The sequence below is a fragment of the Paenibacillus sp. PsM32 genome (assembly GCF_030433815.1).
GTDB lineage: Bacteria > Bacillota > Bacilli > Paenibacillales > Paenibacillaceae > Saccharibacillus > Saccharibacillus kyungheensis.
This window is the reverse complement of record NZ_JARUWY010000007.1, coordinates 123,042-138,032: the sequence shown is the minus strand read 5'-3', so window position 1 is coordinate 138,032 and position 14,991 is coordinate 123,042. Positions and strand designations below refer to the sequence as shown.

The window sequence follows — 14,991 nt, the reverse complement described above, 5'->3', positions numbered from 1 at the left end:
TTTTGAAATGAGAATTGCAGTTTTAGGAGCAGGTTCATTAGGAACTATCGTTGGAGCATATCTTGCTGCTGGAGGAATAGATGTTGAGTTAATTGATTCATATCAAGAACATGTAGATACTCTCAATCAAGTAGGTGCTAAAGTCATTGGAACGACAGAATTTCAGGCTAAAGTGAAAGCTATCACCCCTGAAAACAAGTCAGGAAAGTATGATTTAGTCTTACTGTTAACCAAACAATTATATAACGACGCTGTTCTGCAAGAGTTGCTACCTTTTTTAAAAGAAGATAGTGTTGTCTGTTCTTTGCAAAATGGTATACCTGAAAACAACGTGGCTTCTATTGTTGGGGAAAAACGTGTTATAGCAGGTTCTGTTGAATTTGGAGCTACTTTTATCGAACCCGGCGTATCTCAACTTACAACCGAGTATAATCAGTTTAAAGAGTACGCTTTTCAAATTGGAGAATTAAACGGTGAAACGACAGAAAGAATCCAGCAGATCAAATCCGTGTTAGATCTTGTAGGCGGAACACATATTTCCGATAACTTAGTTGGAACAAAGTGGTCCAAATTACTGATTAACAATGCATTCAGTGGTTTGTCAGCAGCATTAAACGGAGAATATGGATCTATTCTTGATCATGAAGTTGGCATCGTTAGTGCCGTTCATATCGCTGATGAGACGATAAAAGTTGGACACGCCAATGGTGTCGCTTTTGCTAAAATGGGTGGATTTGATATCGAATCTTTGGAATTAAACAGCGAAAATGATATCCCTGAACGTATCCAAACCTTTAGAGTAGTGATGGAACCATCCAGATTGCTAAGAGCAAGTATGCTTCAGGATCTGGAGAAAAAACGTAAAACAGAAATCGATTATATTAATGGCGTTGTTCCAACAATGGCAGAAGGTACTGGCATCCCAACACCTTTTAACGATTTGGTTATAGCACAAGTCAAATCTGCCGAAGAATCTCAAACAGTGCCTACATTTGATACAAATATAAAAGCTTTTGAACAGTTATTGAGTATTAAGCAGAAAGTATAATATCTGAATAAAGGATGCCAGATCATTAGGCTACTCGTTAATTGTAATAGGAATTTTGATACTATAAATCGCATACATTCTACTACAAAAAGAGAATAACCAAAGCGAAAAAAAGAACACCAGACTGCTATACTGGTGTTCTTTTCTAGGTAAAAGTAATCGAAGTCTATATTGTTGTAAAAGTATAGCTATATTTTATTTACATTACAATTCCACTCTCAAGTTACCGAGCATCTTAGCGGTTTCGGGATCAAGATAGGATAAGAAAAGACTTTCTTCTGTATCCAGAGTAGCAATCTGCTCCATATCTTCTACACTTAGCTCAAAGTTGAAAATATCAAAGTTCTCAGCAAGACGTTCTCGACGTACTGACTTGGGAATTACGACAACATCGCGTTGAACAAGCCAGCGTAATATAACTTGGGCGACTGATTTGTTATGTTTATCAGCAATAGAAGTTAGCAATTCGTTACTAAACATCTGGTTACGTCCTTCTGCAAAAGGCCCCCACGATTGGATCTGTACACCTTGTTCTTGCATAAAAGTAGCGTTATCGATCTGTTGATGAAAAGGATGGGTTTCGACTTGATTGATCGCAGGTGCGATATCATTATGCACGATCAGATCCATTAAGCGATCAGGCAAAAAGTTGCTAACCCCGATCGCTCTGATTTTTCCTTCTTTATAGAGTTCTTCCATCGCCCGCCAAGCTCCATAATAATCACCAAATGGCTGATGAATTAGATATAGATCTAGATAGTCGACTTGAAGTTTGTGTAAAGACTTGGCAAAAGCGGCTTTGGCACTCTCGTAGCCAGCATCTTGAATCCACAGCTTGGTCGTAATAAATATGTCTTCGCGGGGCACACCACTACGCTTGATAGCACGTCCTACCGCTTCTTCGTTCATATAGCCAGCCGCTGTATCAATCAAACGATATCCAATCTGTAACGCTTCATAGACAGCATTTTCACATTCTTCTGCATCTGGAATCTGATAGACACCAAAGCCTAAGATGGGCATAGTAACACCATTATTCAATGTGACAGTTTGCATAATTATTCCTCCTGTACTGGTTTTGTATTTGAAATAGCAAATGATCACTTCTATATACATAGCGCGTGAATATAGATTCTGCTTGTGATGTGTTTGCAGTATAATGAGCTTATTCCCTTCGTGCTACACGAAGTCAAGCGATTCTCTATCATGAATTTGGAAAGGTGGATATGGCGATGCTTACTGTAAAAGAAGCTGCTCTGATGACAGGACTTACCGAACATGCTGTACGCTTTTACACGGATAAAGGATTAGTGCCTAGTGTCCAACGTAACAAAAATAATATTCGGTTATTTGATGAAGAATCGATTAACTGGTTATATGGAGCAAGATGTCTCAAGCAGACAGGAATGCCGATTGAAACGATCAAATTATACGTTGACCTTTGCTTAGAAGGAGATGCGACTATTCCTCAGCGCAATGAAATGATGATGGAATACAAAGAAGTGGCTTTGATCCAACTACAAGAAGCACAAAAGCGAGTAGCCCATTTGGAACAAAAAACGATTCAATATCAAGTAATTATGAATCAAAATATTCCGGATACAACGAATCCAGCTACATGGGGAAAAGAAAAAAGATAAGTTTAACTATTTTGACCATTATGTGTAGGCTTGATACAATAATATAAATGCTACAATTATAAACTTTAGTTAGATTAGGTGGAAAAAAATTGGAAAATCAAAAGGATACTTTGGATAGATGGTTGTCATTGTCAGACGGTTATTTTAGTGTCCAACATAAATTAGAACAAACTTTACAAGAACAATATCAGTTATCATTAAAAGAATTTTATACGTTGTATTTTATATCGAATGCAGAAGATAAAGAGTTACGATTACAACAGCTCCAAGAAATGATAGGTTTAAGCCAAAGTGCGACTTCCCGCTTAGTTGTACGAATGGAAGCGAAGAGTTGTGGAGCTTTGGAACGACATATTTGTGAAGATGATAAGCGTGGAATATATACTCGAATCACCGAGTTAGGTGAAAATAAGCTTCAACGTGCATTAACAACGTTCAATGAAATGTTACAACAAGAAATTCAGCCAGAGCAGTTTATCCAGTTACAACATGTATTTAAAAAAAATCACAAATAGAATGAAGTACGTGGATTGTTTAAAACAACTTGTTATCTAGTTAACAGGTTGTTTTTTTAGGTTGAACTGTAGAATGCCAACCAACTTGACAATCTTTTAAGAATACGTTAAATTATATGCATGCGCATGAATTTAATTGAAAATAAGGAATGATACCTGTGAAAGTACTTGTAATCGGTTCAAATGGACAAATTGGGCAAAAATTAATTACGTTATTAAATGAAAGTAAACAACATACAGTTCGAGCAATGATTCGTAAACAAGAACAATCCAAAGCGTATGAAGATTTAGGTATAGAGACAGTTATCGCCGATTTAGAAGGACCTTTTGATTCGATCGTAGAAGCGGCTCAAGGATGCGATGCGATCGTGTTTACAGCAGGTTCTGGCGGTAAAACAGGAGACGACAAAACGTTATTGATTGATTTGGACGGTGCAGGCAAATCGATTGAAGCTGCTGAACAAGCTTCTATTAAGCGTTTTATTATGGTGAGTGCTATTCAAGCCAATCATCGTGACAACTGGCATGAACATATTCGTCCTTATTATGCTGCCAAACACTATGCTGATAAAATCTTAAAAAGTAGTGATTTAAATTATACGATTATTCGTCCGGGTATTCTTTTGAATGAACCGGGAACCGGTAAGGTATTAGCTGAATCCAATATTACAAACGGAAGTATTCCAAGAGAAGATGTAGCTAAAGCAATATTGTATGCATTAGATGAACCTTATACTTATAAAAAAGAATTTGATTTGGTTGCTGGTGATCTTACAATACCTGAAGCTTTTCAAAAAATATAAGATTAACGATAACTAAAAATATGCATGCGCATGAATTTAATTTAAAGGGGAATAATACAGTGAGTAATAATCAATTAAAAGATTTATTTAGCACATACCATTTAAAAGGATTAGATTTGAAGAATCGCACAATGATGTCTCCGATGTGCCAATATTCAGTTGAACATAAAGATGGCATTGCCACAGATTGGCATTATATGCATTATGTTAGCCGGGCAATCGGAGGTACAGCATTGATCATGATCGAAATGACCGATGTCGAACCAGATGGTCGTATCTCTGACTTTGATCTAGGGTTATGGTCAGATGAGCAGATTCCAGCACTGAAAAGAATTGTTGATGCTTGTCATAGTTATGGTGCTAAAGTAGGTATTCAAATTGCACATGCTGGTCGCAAAGCAGAAGATGCTGACGTACCTGTTGCTCCTTCTGCTATTGCTTTTAATTCTAAATCAAAAACACCACGAGCTCTTTCTACTGAGGAAGTAAAAGGAATGGTTGAAAAGTTCCGTAGTGCTGTTGCTCGTGCAGTTCAAGCCGGATTTGATACGATTGAAATTCATGGGGCACATGGCTATCTGATTCATCAATTCCATTCTCCTTTAACCAACAAACGTGAAGATGAGTATGGTCAAGATTTAACTCGATTTGGTCGAGAAGTGATCACCGCTGCTAAAAATGAAATGCCAGAAGATATGCCTCTATTAATGCGCATTTCGGCGAAAGAATATGTTGAAGGTGGATATGGTATTCAAGAAAGTATTGCATTTGCTAAAGTATACCAGTCAGCAGGCGTAGATATGTTTGATATCTCTTCTGGTGGTGAGGGGCCGATCGCTGCTTGGGGCAAACCTGGCACTCATGCTGCGTATCAGGTGCCTTTAGCCAGAGAGATTAAACAAGCGCTCGATGTACCTGTAATTGCCGTAGGCCGATTGGATGATCCTATTTTAGCAAATGCAGTTATTGGTAATGAGGAGAGCGATCTCGTTGCTATAGGTAGAGGATTGTTACGAAATCCTTATTGGACATTAGAAGCCGCTTCTTTATTGAAAAAAGAAACACAAATTCCTACACAATACACAACCAGTTTTTAAAAGAAAAATAATAAATAATGCAAGCCCCAAAACACTGATCAGTCTAGCAAGTACTGATCAGTGTTTTTATTTATAAAAACGTTCTTATTCTATGTTTGTTAGAGTATTTTTATAAAACAGTCTTTTGCAAATTAGCAGAAAAAAGACATCAAGTAGTATATACTACTCATTCTGGTAAAATGATAAAACACGCTTAGAGGCTAAATTTGAATCGTCGAGCTGCACTAGTAATATTAGGAGTCTATACAAGGAGCGATGCAGAGATGAACACTATACAGTCAATCAAAAAACGGTATGATCTACTATTTCCAGATGATGTGATCACACCACAGGTAATAGCTAAGATGGAACAGCAATTACAGTTGCAATTACCTGACGATTTTAAAGAGATTGCTTTATTTTTTAATGGAGGGTTGATTGGAGGTATTTCTATATTTAGTTATGATCACTATACACCCAATATAATAGAAGAAACGCTTCGATTGCGAAAAGATATTCAGTTTCCTCATTCTTTGCTATTTCTAGCAGAACCTGCGGGAAGTATGATCGTACTGGATACAGCACAGACTCCAGCAGTGATCTGGTGCGATAGTATAGATGTATATCAACTACATGATCGCTCTTTTCAGATAGCGCCGGATACTTGGGATACATTTGGTGACTTTTTTGAATATCTATTAACACAAGAAGAAGCAGAACAAGAATAATAAATATAAAAATCATCTCATGTTATAACATGGGTATAACAGAATGATTGAAAAGATAGCAGATTGTTGAGTTGATTAGCATCTATCTACAGATATACAGCTTTTCCTCAATATCGACCGTCAAGTAGATGTATATCTTTGCCTATTGTTCTACAATAAATAAAATCGTATAGAGCAGTGGGGGAGACATATGGGTATTGAACAGGAAAAAACGTATAGATATCTGATCCGCATATTTGGAACGATCGCACTGATGATTACCAGTTATAACGAATATGTAAGTTATGGAGCAGTGAATCAGTATGGCACATTATTGATCTTATTTCTGTATATATTGATTATTTGGGTTCCGAAAATATGGCGTAGCCGAACGATCTATATTATTCTTTCGATCATTATTATCAGCACAGCGTTATATCTTCATTATCAATACGGGTCTGTGAATTCAAGCCTATTATGGCCATTGTTGTTTTTGAGTATATTTATTAATCGAGATTATCGGTATGTGACTATCATCGTTAGTCTGGTAACGATTACTGTGATTGCATTAGTATACGCTTTTTCTTTTGGTAGTTTGCTAGCGATTATTGGTATTTTTCTAGTCGTACGTAGTTCTCAGATACGTCAAAATGCACATGCTTTAACAAAATCACATCTCGATCAATTGGATCAAGCCCATCGAGAGTTACAAGAAGCTCATCTAGAACTACAAGAAGCAAGTGCACATTCGGTACGTTATGCGGCATTGGAAGAGCGAACCCGTCTAGCACGAGAAATACATGATGGATTAGGGCATCAACTGACATCGCTGATTATTCAATTACAAGCTTTGGAGATTATGCAATCGACAGAACCGGAGCATATGCCAGAGCGTATCAAGCAACTGATCTCGATTGCTCGTCAGGCGCTGACAGAAGTACGTATAGCCGTCAAAGAATGGTCAAACGATGAGATGGGCTTAGGATTGGTCGCTTTAAAAGGATTGATCACGCAGACAGGGCAACGTTCTGCACTCAAGCTTACATTTGTAGAAGATTCTCCAATTACCGAATGGTCGATTCAGACCAGTATTGTCTTATACCGGGTGCTCCAAGAATCGTTAACCAATGTGCTTCGTCATGCACAAGCAGATACCGCTTCTGTACATATTCAGGAGAAAGACCATAACGTGTATTTGCGTATTTCAGATAATGGTGTCTATACCGATACAGATTCATTGAAGATAGGCTATGGATTAAAAAGTATGAAGGAACGCTGTGAGCAACAGGGCGGAACCTGTCAGTTTGAGCCTGTGTTACCTCATGGTTTGTCTATTCAAGCTGTAATCCCTACCGGAAATCCAACCCAATCATAAGGAGAAATAATCATGAGTGTTCCATCTAACATTCGAATCGTGCTTGTCGATGATCAGCCGATTGTACGTCAAGGATTACAGTATATTATTAATGCTCAACCGGATATGGAATGTGTTGGTGAAGCCAGTAATGGACATCAAGCGTTAGAAGTTACATTAGAGCAACAGCCTGATATGGTATTGATGGATATTCAGATGCCTGAGTGCTCTGGTCTAGAAGCAACAGAACAGATTTTGCGTGTATTGCCTGATATGAAGATTGTATTGCTGACTACTTTTGATGTACAAGATTATATTAAAGAAGGCATTCGCGCAGGGGCTACCGGATTTCTACTCAAAGACGCAGATACTCAAGAATTACTGGCAGGGATTCGTGCAGTGTATAAAGGAGAAGCATTGTACAAAACACCGCTAGCAAGCAAAGCACTCGCTGAAGCACTTAAAAAGGCAGAACCAGCACTGCCATCAACTCCCGCCAAGTATGAACTGATCGAACCGTTAACCGATCAAGAATTGATTGTGTTACAACAAATGGCGTATGGCAAGCGTAATTCAGAGATTGCACTGGCGCTACACATTTCACATGGCACTGTCAAAACGCATGCACATCGTATTTTTCAAAAGTTGGATGTGGAAGATCGGACACAAGCTGTTGTGCTAGCGATACGCCAAGGATTGGTCAAGTAATTGATGTTGATGTATATCGCTAGATAGATCAATGGATGCTCAAAGATCAATCTGCAAGTAGACGTATACATACTGTTGAATCTTTAGAATAAAGGTATAACCACATTCTAAGGAGGTCAATATATGTATTCTAATATAGTTACAACATTACTTGTGATTGGTATGATCGTCTGGATTGTTTTACGTCAATTGCGTCCCAAACCGGTCAAAAAATTATTTTTTATTGTGTTGCCATTGATTGCTTTGTATGAAGTGTATCAGACATTTCCTCGGCAACAAGTGCCTGTAACGCAGTGGATCGAGTGTATCTTAGTGGTCGTAGCTGCTTTGATTGCTGGAACGATTCAGGCATGGCACAGCAAAGTATATATTCAGAATCATATTGTGTATGTTCAAGGCACTACGATTACACTGATTACATGGGCAAGCTTTATATTGACTCGAATCGCATTAGGATTTGCTTTCGGAGAGTTCGCAACAGGGTATCATCGTATTCAGTGGATATTGTGGGTCGGCATTGCTGTTATTTTCGCTACACGTAGTCTAATATTGTATGCCAAATTCCCTGAGATCAAGCATGTATTTGCACCTTCCAAAGTTAACGGATAGATGAACTGATATGTATATAAAGAAACACTCGTATAAGATGATTACCCCATCTTGTATGGGTGCTTTTGCTATGGGTATCCCTTTATTTGTAATAAAGTATAAATATAAAGAAATAATGTATTGTACTTGAAAGAAGATTATGCAATATTTAGAAGGACACGTTTGGCTTTGGATGAACATTACACATTCAGAGGGAGTTATATAATGAAAAATTGGCACAAAAAAATGCTTTCGCTTGTTTTGGCAGCAGGATTACTTGCGACAGCTTCACCTGCGATGGCAGCGACAGCTTCACAGCCATTAATCGTGAAAGTGAACGATCAGAAAGTTCAGTACAGTAAAGGGATAGCGCCTACAGTTCAGCAGAAAGTGACAATGGTTCCACTTCGTTCAACATTGCAAGCGATGAAGATTCAATTGTCCAACGTATCCAAAGACAGCATTACCGTTATAGCCAATGGTAAAAGTGTAACCGTTAAAAGTAAACTGGCTAAAATCAATGGTACTGCATATGTGCCTATTCGTACCTTTGCTGAATTAACTGGATATACTGTGATTTGGAATGCCAAAACACGTACGATTCAGTTGACTTCACCTCCTGCTACACCTACTCTTCCTGTAGAAGAAAATACTCCTCCAGTAGATACAACGGTTGCTCCTACAGAGAATACAGCACCAACAGTAGTGACTCCAGACCCTAGCAGTACGATAACACCAACACCTGCACCATCTACAGAAACTGCCGATACAGGTGGTCGTGGATTTATGTGGGAAGTACAAAATAACGGAAATACCGTGTACTTGGTCGGTTCGATACATATTGCCAATGAAAGTTTTTATCCACTACGCAAAGAATATGAGCAAGCTTTCGCAGAAGCTAATTATCTTGGCGTAGAAGTAGACATTACACAGATATCGGATGAAGCGATGCAACAACGTGTTTTGGAAATCGGTGAGTACAAAGATGGAAGCAGACTGCAAGATCATCTATCTACGTATACGTATGCCAAATTAGGTAAAGCACTTCTAGCGAATGATTGGAAACGCGATGCGTTAGATCATTTCAAACCATGGGTTGCAGAAATGATTGTAAGTTCTTTTGCTCCAAGCGATCCAGAATACAAATCAGCAGATGGGATTGATCTACACTTTATCCAAAAAGCTGTAGAACGCAAAATCACAGTGATGGAATTAGAATCACAAGATTCCCAGCTTATGATGCTCAATAACTTCTCTGATGAATTACAAGAACAAATGTTATATTCGACACTGTATGATCTGGACAATCCTAATCAAGCCGATCTGAATGAAAATACAGATGAAGCCGCAGAAATGTGGAAAACAGGCGATGAGAAAAAATTGCTAGAATTAACAAATAGCACAGCTGGTAATGAAGAATATAATAAAGCAATGCTGATTGATCGCAATATTGGAATGGCGCAAAAAATTGATGGCTATCTAAAAAGCGGTGGCAACCAGAAATACTTTATCGTTGTCGGTGCGGCTCATTATCTAGGTAACGATGGTATTATTCACTTGCTTGAGAAAAAAGGATATACCGTCACCAGAAAATAACAGTATAGTTAGCGTAAACATAAGTATGATCTTAGATTCAACGATATCCAAAACATAAACGTGCTCCAAAAAACCACCTCATTCTGTAGTGAATGGAGTGGTTTTTTGTTGCAGATACAACATAAATAAGATATATTTAAAATGATAATTGTTGCATTTACAACAAAAATAAAAGGAGATCATTATGAAAGAAATTCTTCGAGAAATCGGAATGATCGCTAGAGCATTAGATAGTATTAGTAATATTGAATTTAAAGAGTATGCACTCACCAAAGGTCAATATTTGTATCTGGTGCGTATCTGTGAGAATCCTGGGATTATTCAAGAAAAATTAGCTGAAATGATCAAAGTCGATCGTACCACTGCTGCGCGTGCAATCAAAAATTTAGAAGAGAATGGATTTGTGCAAAAAAAAGAAGATCCGCATAACAAAAAAATCAAAAAGCTTTTTCCTACAGCCAAAGGAGAACAGATTTATCCTGTGATCAAAAAAGAAAATGATTATTCTAATCTGATGGCACTGGAAGGATTATCAGAGCAAGAGAATGACCTACTATTCGAGCTTCTACAAAAGGTAAGAAAAAATGTAGAAAAAGATTGGACATTTGTCAAAAAAGGCAATAAACGAAATTATGAATCATCGTGAAAGGAGTACACAAACGATATGAATATTACCATAAGACAGTGTACGTTAGAAGATGTACAACAATTACAGGAAATCAGTTATGACACCTTTAATGAAACATTTCGAGAACAGAATTCGCCTGAACATATAGATCATTATTTGAAGAAAGCATTCAATCGTCCGCAGTTAGAAACAGAATTAAACAATCCGTATTCAAAGTTCTTTTTCGCTTATGTGAATAATGAACTTGCTGGTTATCTCAAGATCAATACCGATCAAGCACAGTCTGAAAAGATGAGCGAGGACAGTCTGGAGATCGAACGCATTTATATCAAGCAATCATTTCAAAAGCATGGAGTAGGGAAGCATCTTTTTCAGCAAGCTCTTCAGATTGCGAAGGTGCTGCACAAACAGCAGATGTGGCTAGGAGTATGGGAAAAGAACGACAATGCCATTTTATTTTATCAAAAGCTAGGTTTCGAGCTAACCGGTCAACATTCGTTCTATATGGGGGATGAACAGCAAACCGATTTGATTATGACCAAAAGACCACTTATGGATTAAGTGGTCTTTGGACTAGATCAGTATTCGATTCAGTATGAAAATTTCGCAGTGTACGCATTCATTTCTTTATGGAACTGTGTAAGTAATTTGTTGGCAATCGCTAATTGAGTATTTGCTTTTTTGGATATGCTAGGATCTAATTTCTTGGTGGATAAATATTTTTGGAAAAGAAGCATACCTTGTAGTTGATAGTTGGCACCTTTTACATATATTTTGTGCATACGAGCCAAGTCTTTGTTGGGTGTATAGACTTTTTGTACCCCTTTAACAAACTTTTTATAGTTCGGAAGAGCAATACCTGTAATCTCTACATAAGAAGAACGATGATCTGAAGCTTTGAATTTTTTATTTTCTTTAAAAATAGTTAGAGCAATTTGTTCATATTCTTGCAGAGGTTCCAATTGATCGTCATAATCCACATAGTCATGATACGCCTGCTTGTATTTGGCAGGAACTTGGCTATCATCATAACCATATTCAGAAGAAGTGGCTGCATGAGTAGATGGAAGAGGTGCAACCAATACCATACTTTGTACGATCAAAAAGGTGAGCGTTACTATCCATAATAATCGAGCTTTCACGTTACTATATAATCCCCTTTCACTAATATATTTGAGAAGACTCATTATAACATAGGTTGATTTTGTCAGTTCCTGTTACTATTTGTATCGTCACTTTGTACTCTTTCTTTTAGAAAGTTAGCAAGCATATTCTAGTGTATATAGTGAATATAAGCAAATTTAATTGCTTGGTATACATTGGAAACGGTTAACATATAAAGAATAAACCTTTAGCGCACTGCTAAACATTGTAACAAGTTGATGCGTTCGATATCGTGCTTGGCTATCTTGTTAAGGAAAAGGAAGTGTACACATGGTCAAAAGAGTAATTGTCACAGGTGGTAGCGGACTCGCTGGTAAATGGGTAGTACAAGAATTATTTGAGCAAGGATACGAAGTACTCAATTTAGACAAAGTTCCTTTGGATCATCCGCATGTACGGACACTGATTACAGACCTTACAGATGCAGGGCAAGTATTCAATGCGCTAGCCAGTCCTACGATTGATAAAAGTTACCATGAATCGATAGCACTGCAACCGATCGATGCCATTGTGCATCTAGCAGCAATTCCTCAAATTCACACGTATCCAGACAACGAAGTGTATCGTATCAATGTGATGAGTACGTACAATATATTGGATGCCGCGACCAAATACAATATTCCTAAAGTCATTTTAGCTTCCAGTGAAACGACGTACGGAACTTGTTTTGCAGACGAGCATCGTGATCCTGATTATTTCCCGCTCGATGAAGATTACAATATTAATCCAATGGATAGCTATGCTACATCCAAAGTAGTGAACGAAGTCACAGCCAAAGCTTTTCAGACCCGCACAGGTATAGACATCTATTGTTTTCGGATAGCCAATGTAATAGATCCTTCCAAATATGCTGATTTCCCTGCTTATTTCGCCGATCCTATTCAGCGTAAACGGATTACTTGGAGCTATATTGATACTCGTGATCTAGCGCTAGCATGTAGGTTAGCTGTTGAAACCGATGGATTAGGATTCCAGGTAATGAATATTGCCGCAAATGATGTTTCTTCTGATAAACCAACCAAAGAGTTGCTAGCTACTTATTATCCGAATGTGCCTTTGAAAAAAGAACTGGATGAATATGAGACTTTAGTGAGCAATACCAAAGTAAAAAGACTGCTCGGATTTGAACAACAACATTATTGGAGATCTTATGTAGATACCGAATAGGATTACTATACAAAATATAATAAAAAGGGTGCGGCTGATCGTAGCTACACCCTTTTTTGCTATCATTCATTATCTAAAATACTAAATGATATTTTGCTGAACGAAGCGATTTATTGTGAAAATTGAGCATTGTACAAAGCGATTTTTTCGTTAAAGTCACTAATCAATAGCTGACCTTGAGTGAATTTTACATTCGCTTTTTTGATAATAGTCGGGTCTGGATTTAGTTTGGAAACGTATTTTTGAAAAAGGATCATTCCTTCTAATTGAAGAGTTGTTCCTTTAATAAATTGGGCATGCATAGTGGCAAGGTCGGTATTGTTAGGCTTGATTTGTTTGATACCACTTAGAAATTTTTTGTAACTCGGGATCGCAATAGTCGTCATTTCGCTATAAGCTTGTTTGCGCGTAGATGCGAGTACTTTTTTGTACTTATTTAGAATAGTAGCAGCTTTGGTCTCGTAAGGAACCCATTCTTTATATTGATTATAGTAATCTACATAATCGTCAAAAGCCTGCTGTAATTCAGGTGCAACTTCATTATACGTATCATCTTCTACATAACCAGGTTCAGGTGCAGAAGGGCTACCATTCGTTATAGTTGTATTGGTTGCTGCATGTATCGTAGCTGGCGATTGAAACACAGGAATACACGTAAATAACACTACCATCATGATCACCAACAACGATTGCTTTTTCATAGACAATAAAGTCTCCTTTGTACCTTTTTTTCTATAAAAATCCATTTATAAAGGTATCATACCAGAAATAAAGCACAAAGAGGTAACACTAAAATAACACAATCCCTATAACAGCTGAACCGGCTATCACCATTAATGGATGAAGCTTATATCGGACAATCGCCCAGAATGCTGCAATACCGATCAATAATGTAGCGATTGTAGTCCAGCTCATAATTACATCTGCATGGTTAGACAGACCAAAATGGATCGCTGCATAAGCAATCAATCCGGTAATAATGGGGCGTAATCCGTAGAAAGACGATTGTACCCATATATTCGAATGAATTCGGTAAAAGAACGCTGCTAATATAATCACTACAATCAGCGAAGGAAGCACAATACCGCTTGTAGCGACAATAGCACCTGTTAAGCCAGCAGTCTCATAACCGATTAAGGTCGCACTGTTGGTAGCAATCGGCCCCGGTGACATGCCTGCGAGTGAAACAGTGCTTTGAAATTGCTCGTCAGTCAGCCATCCATATCGACTACATTCATACTGGATCATCGGAATAACTGCATAACCACCGCCAAATGAGCTAAAGCCGATTTTCAAAAAGCTTAAAAATAATTGCCATAATATCATGATATCTCCCCCTTAGATATAATATTCAATCGTAGGTGGGATATGATCATGAGTCGCTTTTTCGGTACGGGCAGTTAATCCTAATTTCTTTTTGGCTTGAATAATTAAGATACCGATACCTAGTCCAAATAAAATCATAAAGATCGGATTCAAGCCTGTAATCAAAAGAGTAATCAGTGCTCCTGTAGCTACTACAATCGTAGAGCGATCAAATAATGCATTTTTCCCCATCCGATAAGCGGCAACAGCAATCAATCCGATTACAGCACCATGTATTCCTTGAAAAGCAGCTTGCACTTTCGGTTGATCCTGAAAAACAGAATAAAAAGCACTGAGTGCAAATACGATAAAAAAGGTAGGTAATGTAATCCCGAGTACAGCAGCGATAGCACCAGGAATCTTACCCATCCGATATCCGAGAAACGTCGACGCATTCACTCCTACACCGCCGGGTGCAGAACCTGCAATCGATAATAAATCGCTCATTTCCTGACCATCTATCCACTTTCGTTTCTGTACAACTTCTCGTTCTAATATTGGAATCATCGCATAGCCTCCGCCAAATGTAGCAGGGCCAATTTTGAAAAAGATCCAAAACAAATTCCATAATAAATGTATTTTTAACTGAAGGCTTTCAGTCCAATAAGTTTTCATCACGTTCACTCCGCTCT

At 37.9% G+C, this 14,991-nt stretch carries 18 protein-coding genes; 13 read left to right on the top strand and 5 right to left on the bottom strand.

What is annotated here, in order from left to right:
- Positions 1-7 precede the first annotated feature (7 nt).
- On the top strand, positions 8-1,048 hold the full coding sequence (locus QCD85_RS14905; protein ID WP_301263105.1) for a ketopantoate reductase family protein: 1,041 nt from the start codon (positions 8-10) through the stop codon (positions 1,046-1,048).
- A 204-nt stretch (positions 1,049-1,252) separates the two neighbouring features.
- On the opposite strand, the gene QCD85_RS14900 is transcribed toward QCD85_RS14905, so the two are convergent.
- Positions 1,253-2,104 (bottom strand): aldo/keto reductase, encoded by an 852-nt coding sequence (locus QCD85_RS14900; protein WP_301263104.1) that lies wholly within the window; start codon positions 2,102-2,104, stop codon positions 1,253-1,255.
- Positions 2,105-2,280: 176 nt separating this feature from the next.
- On the opposite strand from QCD85_RS14900, the gene QCD85_RS14895 reads away from it, so the two are divergent.
- The 11 genes from QCD85_RS14895 (at position 2,281) to QCD85_RS14845 (ending at position 11,224) form a co-directional block, all read left to right on the top strand.
- The gene (locus QCD85_RS14895) at positions 2,281-2,688 is read left to right on the top strand and encodes a MerR family transcriptional regulator (RefSeq protein WP_301263103.1); all 408 of its coding nucleotides are present in this window, start codon (positions 2,281-2,283) and stop codon (positions 2,686-2,688) included.
- Positions 2,689-2,777: 89 nt separating this feature from the next.
- The gene (locus QCD85_RS14890; RefSeq protein ID WP_301263102.1) at positions 2,778-3,203 is read left to right on the top strand and encodes a MarR family winged helix-turn-helix transcriptional regulator; all 426 of its coding nucleotides are present in this window, start codon (positions 2,778-2,780) and stop codon (positions 3,201-3,203) included.
- Positions 3,204-3,361: 158 nt separating this feature from the next.
- Positions 3,362-4,006 carry an SDR family oxidoreductase gene (locus QCD85_RS14885; protein WP_301263101.1) on the top strand — a complete coding sequence of 215 codons (645 nt, stop codon included), beginning with the start codon at positions 3,362-3,364 and terminating at the stop codon, positions 4,004-4,006.
- 59 nt (positions 4,007-4,065) lie between these two features.
- Positions 4,066-5,103 (top strand): NADH:flavin oxidoreductase/NADH oxidase, encoded by a 1,038-nt coding sequence (locus QCD85_RS14880; RefSeq protein ID WP_301263100.1) that lies wholly within the window; start codon positions 4,066-4,068, stop codon positions 5,101-5,103.
- Positions 5,104-5,366: 263 nt separating this feature from the next.
- Positions 5,367-5,810, top strand: a complete 444-nt coding sequence (locus QCD85_RS14875) for an SMI1/KNR4 family protein (RefSeq protein ID WP_301263099.1) — start codon at positions 5,367-5,369, stop codon at positions 5,808-5,810.
- Positions 5,811-6,000: 190 nt separating this feature from the next.
- Entirely contained in the window at positions 6,001-7,164 is a 1,164-nt protein-coding gene (locus tag QCD85_RS14870) for a sensor histidine kinase (RefSeq protein WP_301263098.1), read from the top strand.
- A 12-nt stretch (positions 7,165-7,176) separates the two neighbouring features.
- A complete protein-coding gene (locus tag QCD85_RS14865; protein WP_301263097.1) occupies positions 7,177-7,851 on the top strand; it encodes a response regulator transcription factor in 675 nt (224 codons plus the stop codon).
- A 123-nt stretch (positions 7,852-7,974) separates the two neighbouring features.
- Positions 7,975-8,460 carry a hypothetical protein gene (locus tag QCD85_RS14860; RefSeq protein WP_301263096.1) on the top strand — a complete coding sequence of 162 codons (486 nt, stop codon included), beginning with the start codon at positions 7,975-7,977 and terminating at the stop codon, positions 8,458-8,460.
- A gap of 204 nt (positions 8,461-8,664) precedes the next feature.
- Positions 8,665-10,035: a TraB/GumN family protein gene (locus QCD85_RS14855; protein WP_301263095.1), complete on the top strand. Its 1,371-nt coding sequence runs from the start codon at positions 8,665-8,667 to the stop codon at positions 10,033-10,035.
- Between the two features lie 184 nt (positions 10,036-10,219).
- Positions 10,220-10,681, top strand: coding sequence for a MarR family winged helix-turn-helix transcriptional regulator (locus QCD85_RS14850; RefSeq protein ID WP_301263094.1), 462 nt, complete (start codon positions 10,220-10,222; stop codon positions 10,679-10,681).
- 18 nt (positions 10,682-10,699) lie between these two features.
- Entirely contained in the window at positions 10,700-11,224 is a 525-nt protein-coding gene (locus QCD85_RS14845) for a GNAT family N-acetyltransferase (RefSeq protein WP_301263093.1), read from the top strand.
- 29 nt (positions 11,225-11,253) lie between these two features.
- Here the strand turns inward: QCD85_RS14845 and QCD85_RS14840 are convergent, their stop codons facing one another.
- Positions 11,254-11,805: a hypothetical protein gene (locus QCD85_RS14840; protein ID WP_273614734.1), complete on the bottom strand. Its 552-nt coding sequence runs from the start codon at positions 11,803-11,805 to the stop codon at positions 11,254-11,256.
- Between the two features lie 292 nt (positions 11,806-12,097).
- Here QCD85_RS14840 and QCD85_RS14835 point away from each other — a divergent pair, with 292 nt between their 5' ends.
- A complete protein-coding gene (locus tag QCD85_RS14835; RefSeq protein WP_301263092.1) occupies positions 12,098-12,994 on the top strand; it encodes an NAD-dependent epimerase/dehydratase family protein in 897 nt (298 codons plus the stop codon).
- Between the two features lie 110 nt (positions 12,995-13,104).
- Here the strand turns inward: QCD85_RS14835 and QCD85_RS14830 are convergent, their stop codons facing one another.
- From QCD85_RS14830 to QCD85_RS14820, 3 genes are all read right to left on the bottom strand, one after another.
- Positions 13,105-13,695 carry a hypothetical protein gene (locus QCD85_RS14830; RefSeq protein WP_301263091.1) on the bottom strand — a complete coding sequence of 197 codons (591 nt, stop codon included), beginning with the start codon at positions 13,693-13,695 and terminating at the stop codon, positions 13,105-13,107.
- A gap of 88 nt (positions 13,696-13,783) precedes the next feature.
- Entirely contained in the window at positions 13,784-14,320 is a 537-nt protein-coding gene (locus QCD85_RS14825) for a chromate transporter (RefSeq protein WP_274171070.1), read from the bottom strand.
- Between the two features lie 12 nt (positions 14,321-14,332).
- Positions 14,333-14,974, bottom strand: coding sequence for a chromate transporter (locus QCD85_RS14820; RefSeq protein WP_301263090.1), 642 nt, complete (start codon positions 14,972-14,974; stop codon positions 14,333-14,335).
- Between the last annotated feature and the right edge of the window lie 17 nt (positions 14,975-14,991).

Coding starts and splice junctions, on each gene's coding strand:
- QCD85_RS14905 (WP_301263105.1), top strand. CDS start 8: ATGAGAATTGCAGTTTTAGGAGCAGGTTCATTAGGAACTATCGTTGGA.
- QCD85_RS14900 (WP_301263104.1), bottom strand. CDS start 2,104: ATGCAAACTGTCACATTGAATAATGGTGTTACTATGCCCATCTTAGGC.
- QCD85_RS14895 (WP_301263103.1), top strand. CDS start 2,281: ATGCTTACTGTAAAAGAAGCTGCTCTGATGACAGGACTTACCGAACAT.
- QCD85_RS14875 (WP_301263099.1), top strand. CDS start 5,367: ATGAACACTATACAGTCAATCAAAAAACGGTATGATCTACTATTTCCA.
- QCD85_RS14870 (WP_301263098.1), top strand. CDS start 6,001: ATGGGTATTGAACAGGAAAAAACGTATAGATATCTGATCCGCATATTT.
- QCD85_RS14865 (WP_301263097.1), top strand. CDS start 7,177: ATGAGTGTTCCATCTAACATTCGAATCGTGCTTGTCGATGATCAGCCG.
- QCD85_RS14860 (WP_301263096.1), top strand. CDS start 7,975: ATGTATTCTAATATAGTTACAACATTACTTGTGATTGGTATGATCGTC.
- QCD85_RS14855 (WP_301263095.1), top strand. CDS start 8,665: ATGAAAAATTGGCACAAAAAAATGCTTTCGCTTGTTTTGGCAGCAGGA.
- QCD85_RS14850 (WP_301263094.1), top strand. CDS start 10,220: ATGAAAGAAATTCTTCGAGAAATCGGAATGATCGCTAGAGCATTAGAT.
- QCD85_RS14845 (WP_301263093.1), top strand. CDS start 10,700: ATGAATATTACCATAAGACAGTGTACGTTAGAAGATGTACAACAATTA.
- QCD85_RS14835 (WP_301263092.1), top strand. CDS start 12,098: ATGGTCAAAAGAGTAATTGTCACAGGTGGTAGCGGACTCGCTGGTAAA.
- QCD85_RS14830 (WP_301263091.1), bottom strand. CDS start 13,695: ATGAAAAAGCAATCGTTGTTGGTGATCATGATGGTAGTGTTATTTACG.
- QCD85_RS14825 (WP_274171070.1), bottom strand. CDS start 14,320: ATGATATTATGGCAATTATTTTTAAGCTTTTTGAAAATCGGCTTTAGC.
- QCD85_RS14820 (WP_301263090.1), bottom strand. CDS start 14,974: ATGAAAACTTATTGGACTGAAAGCCTTCAGTTAAAAATACATTTATTA.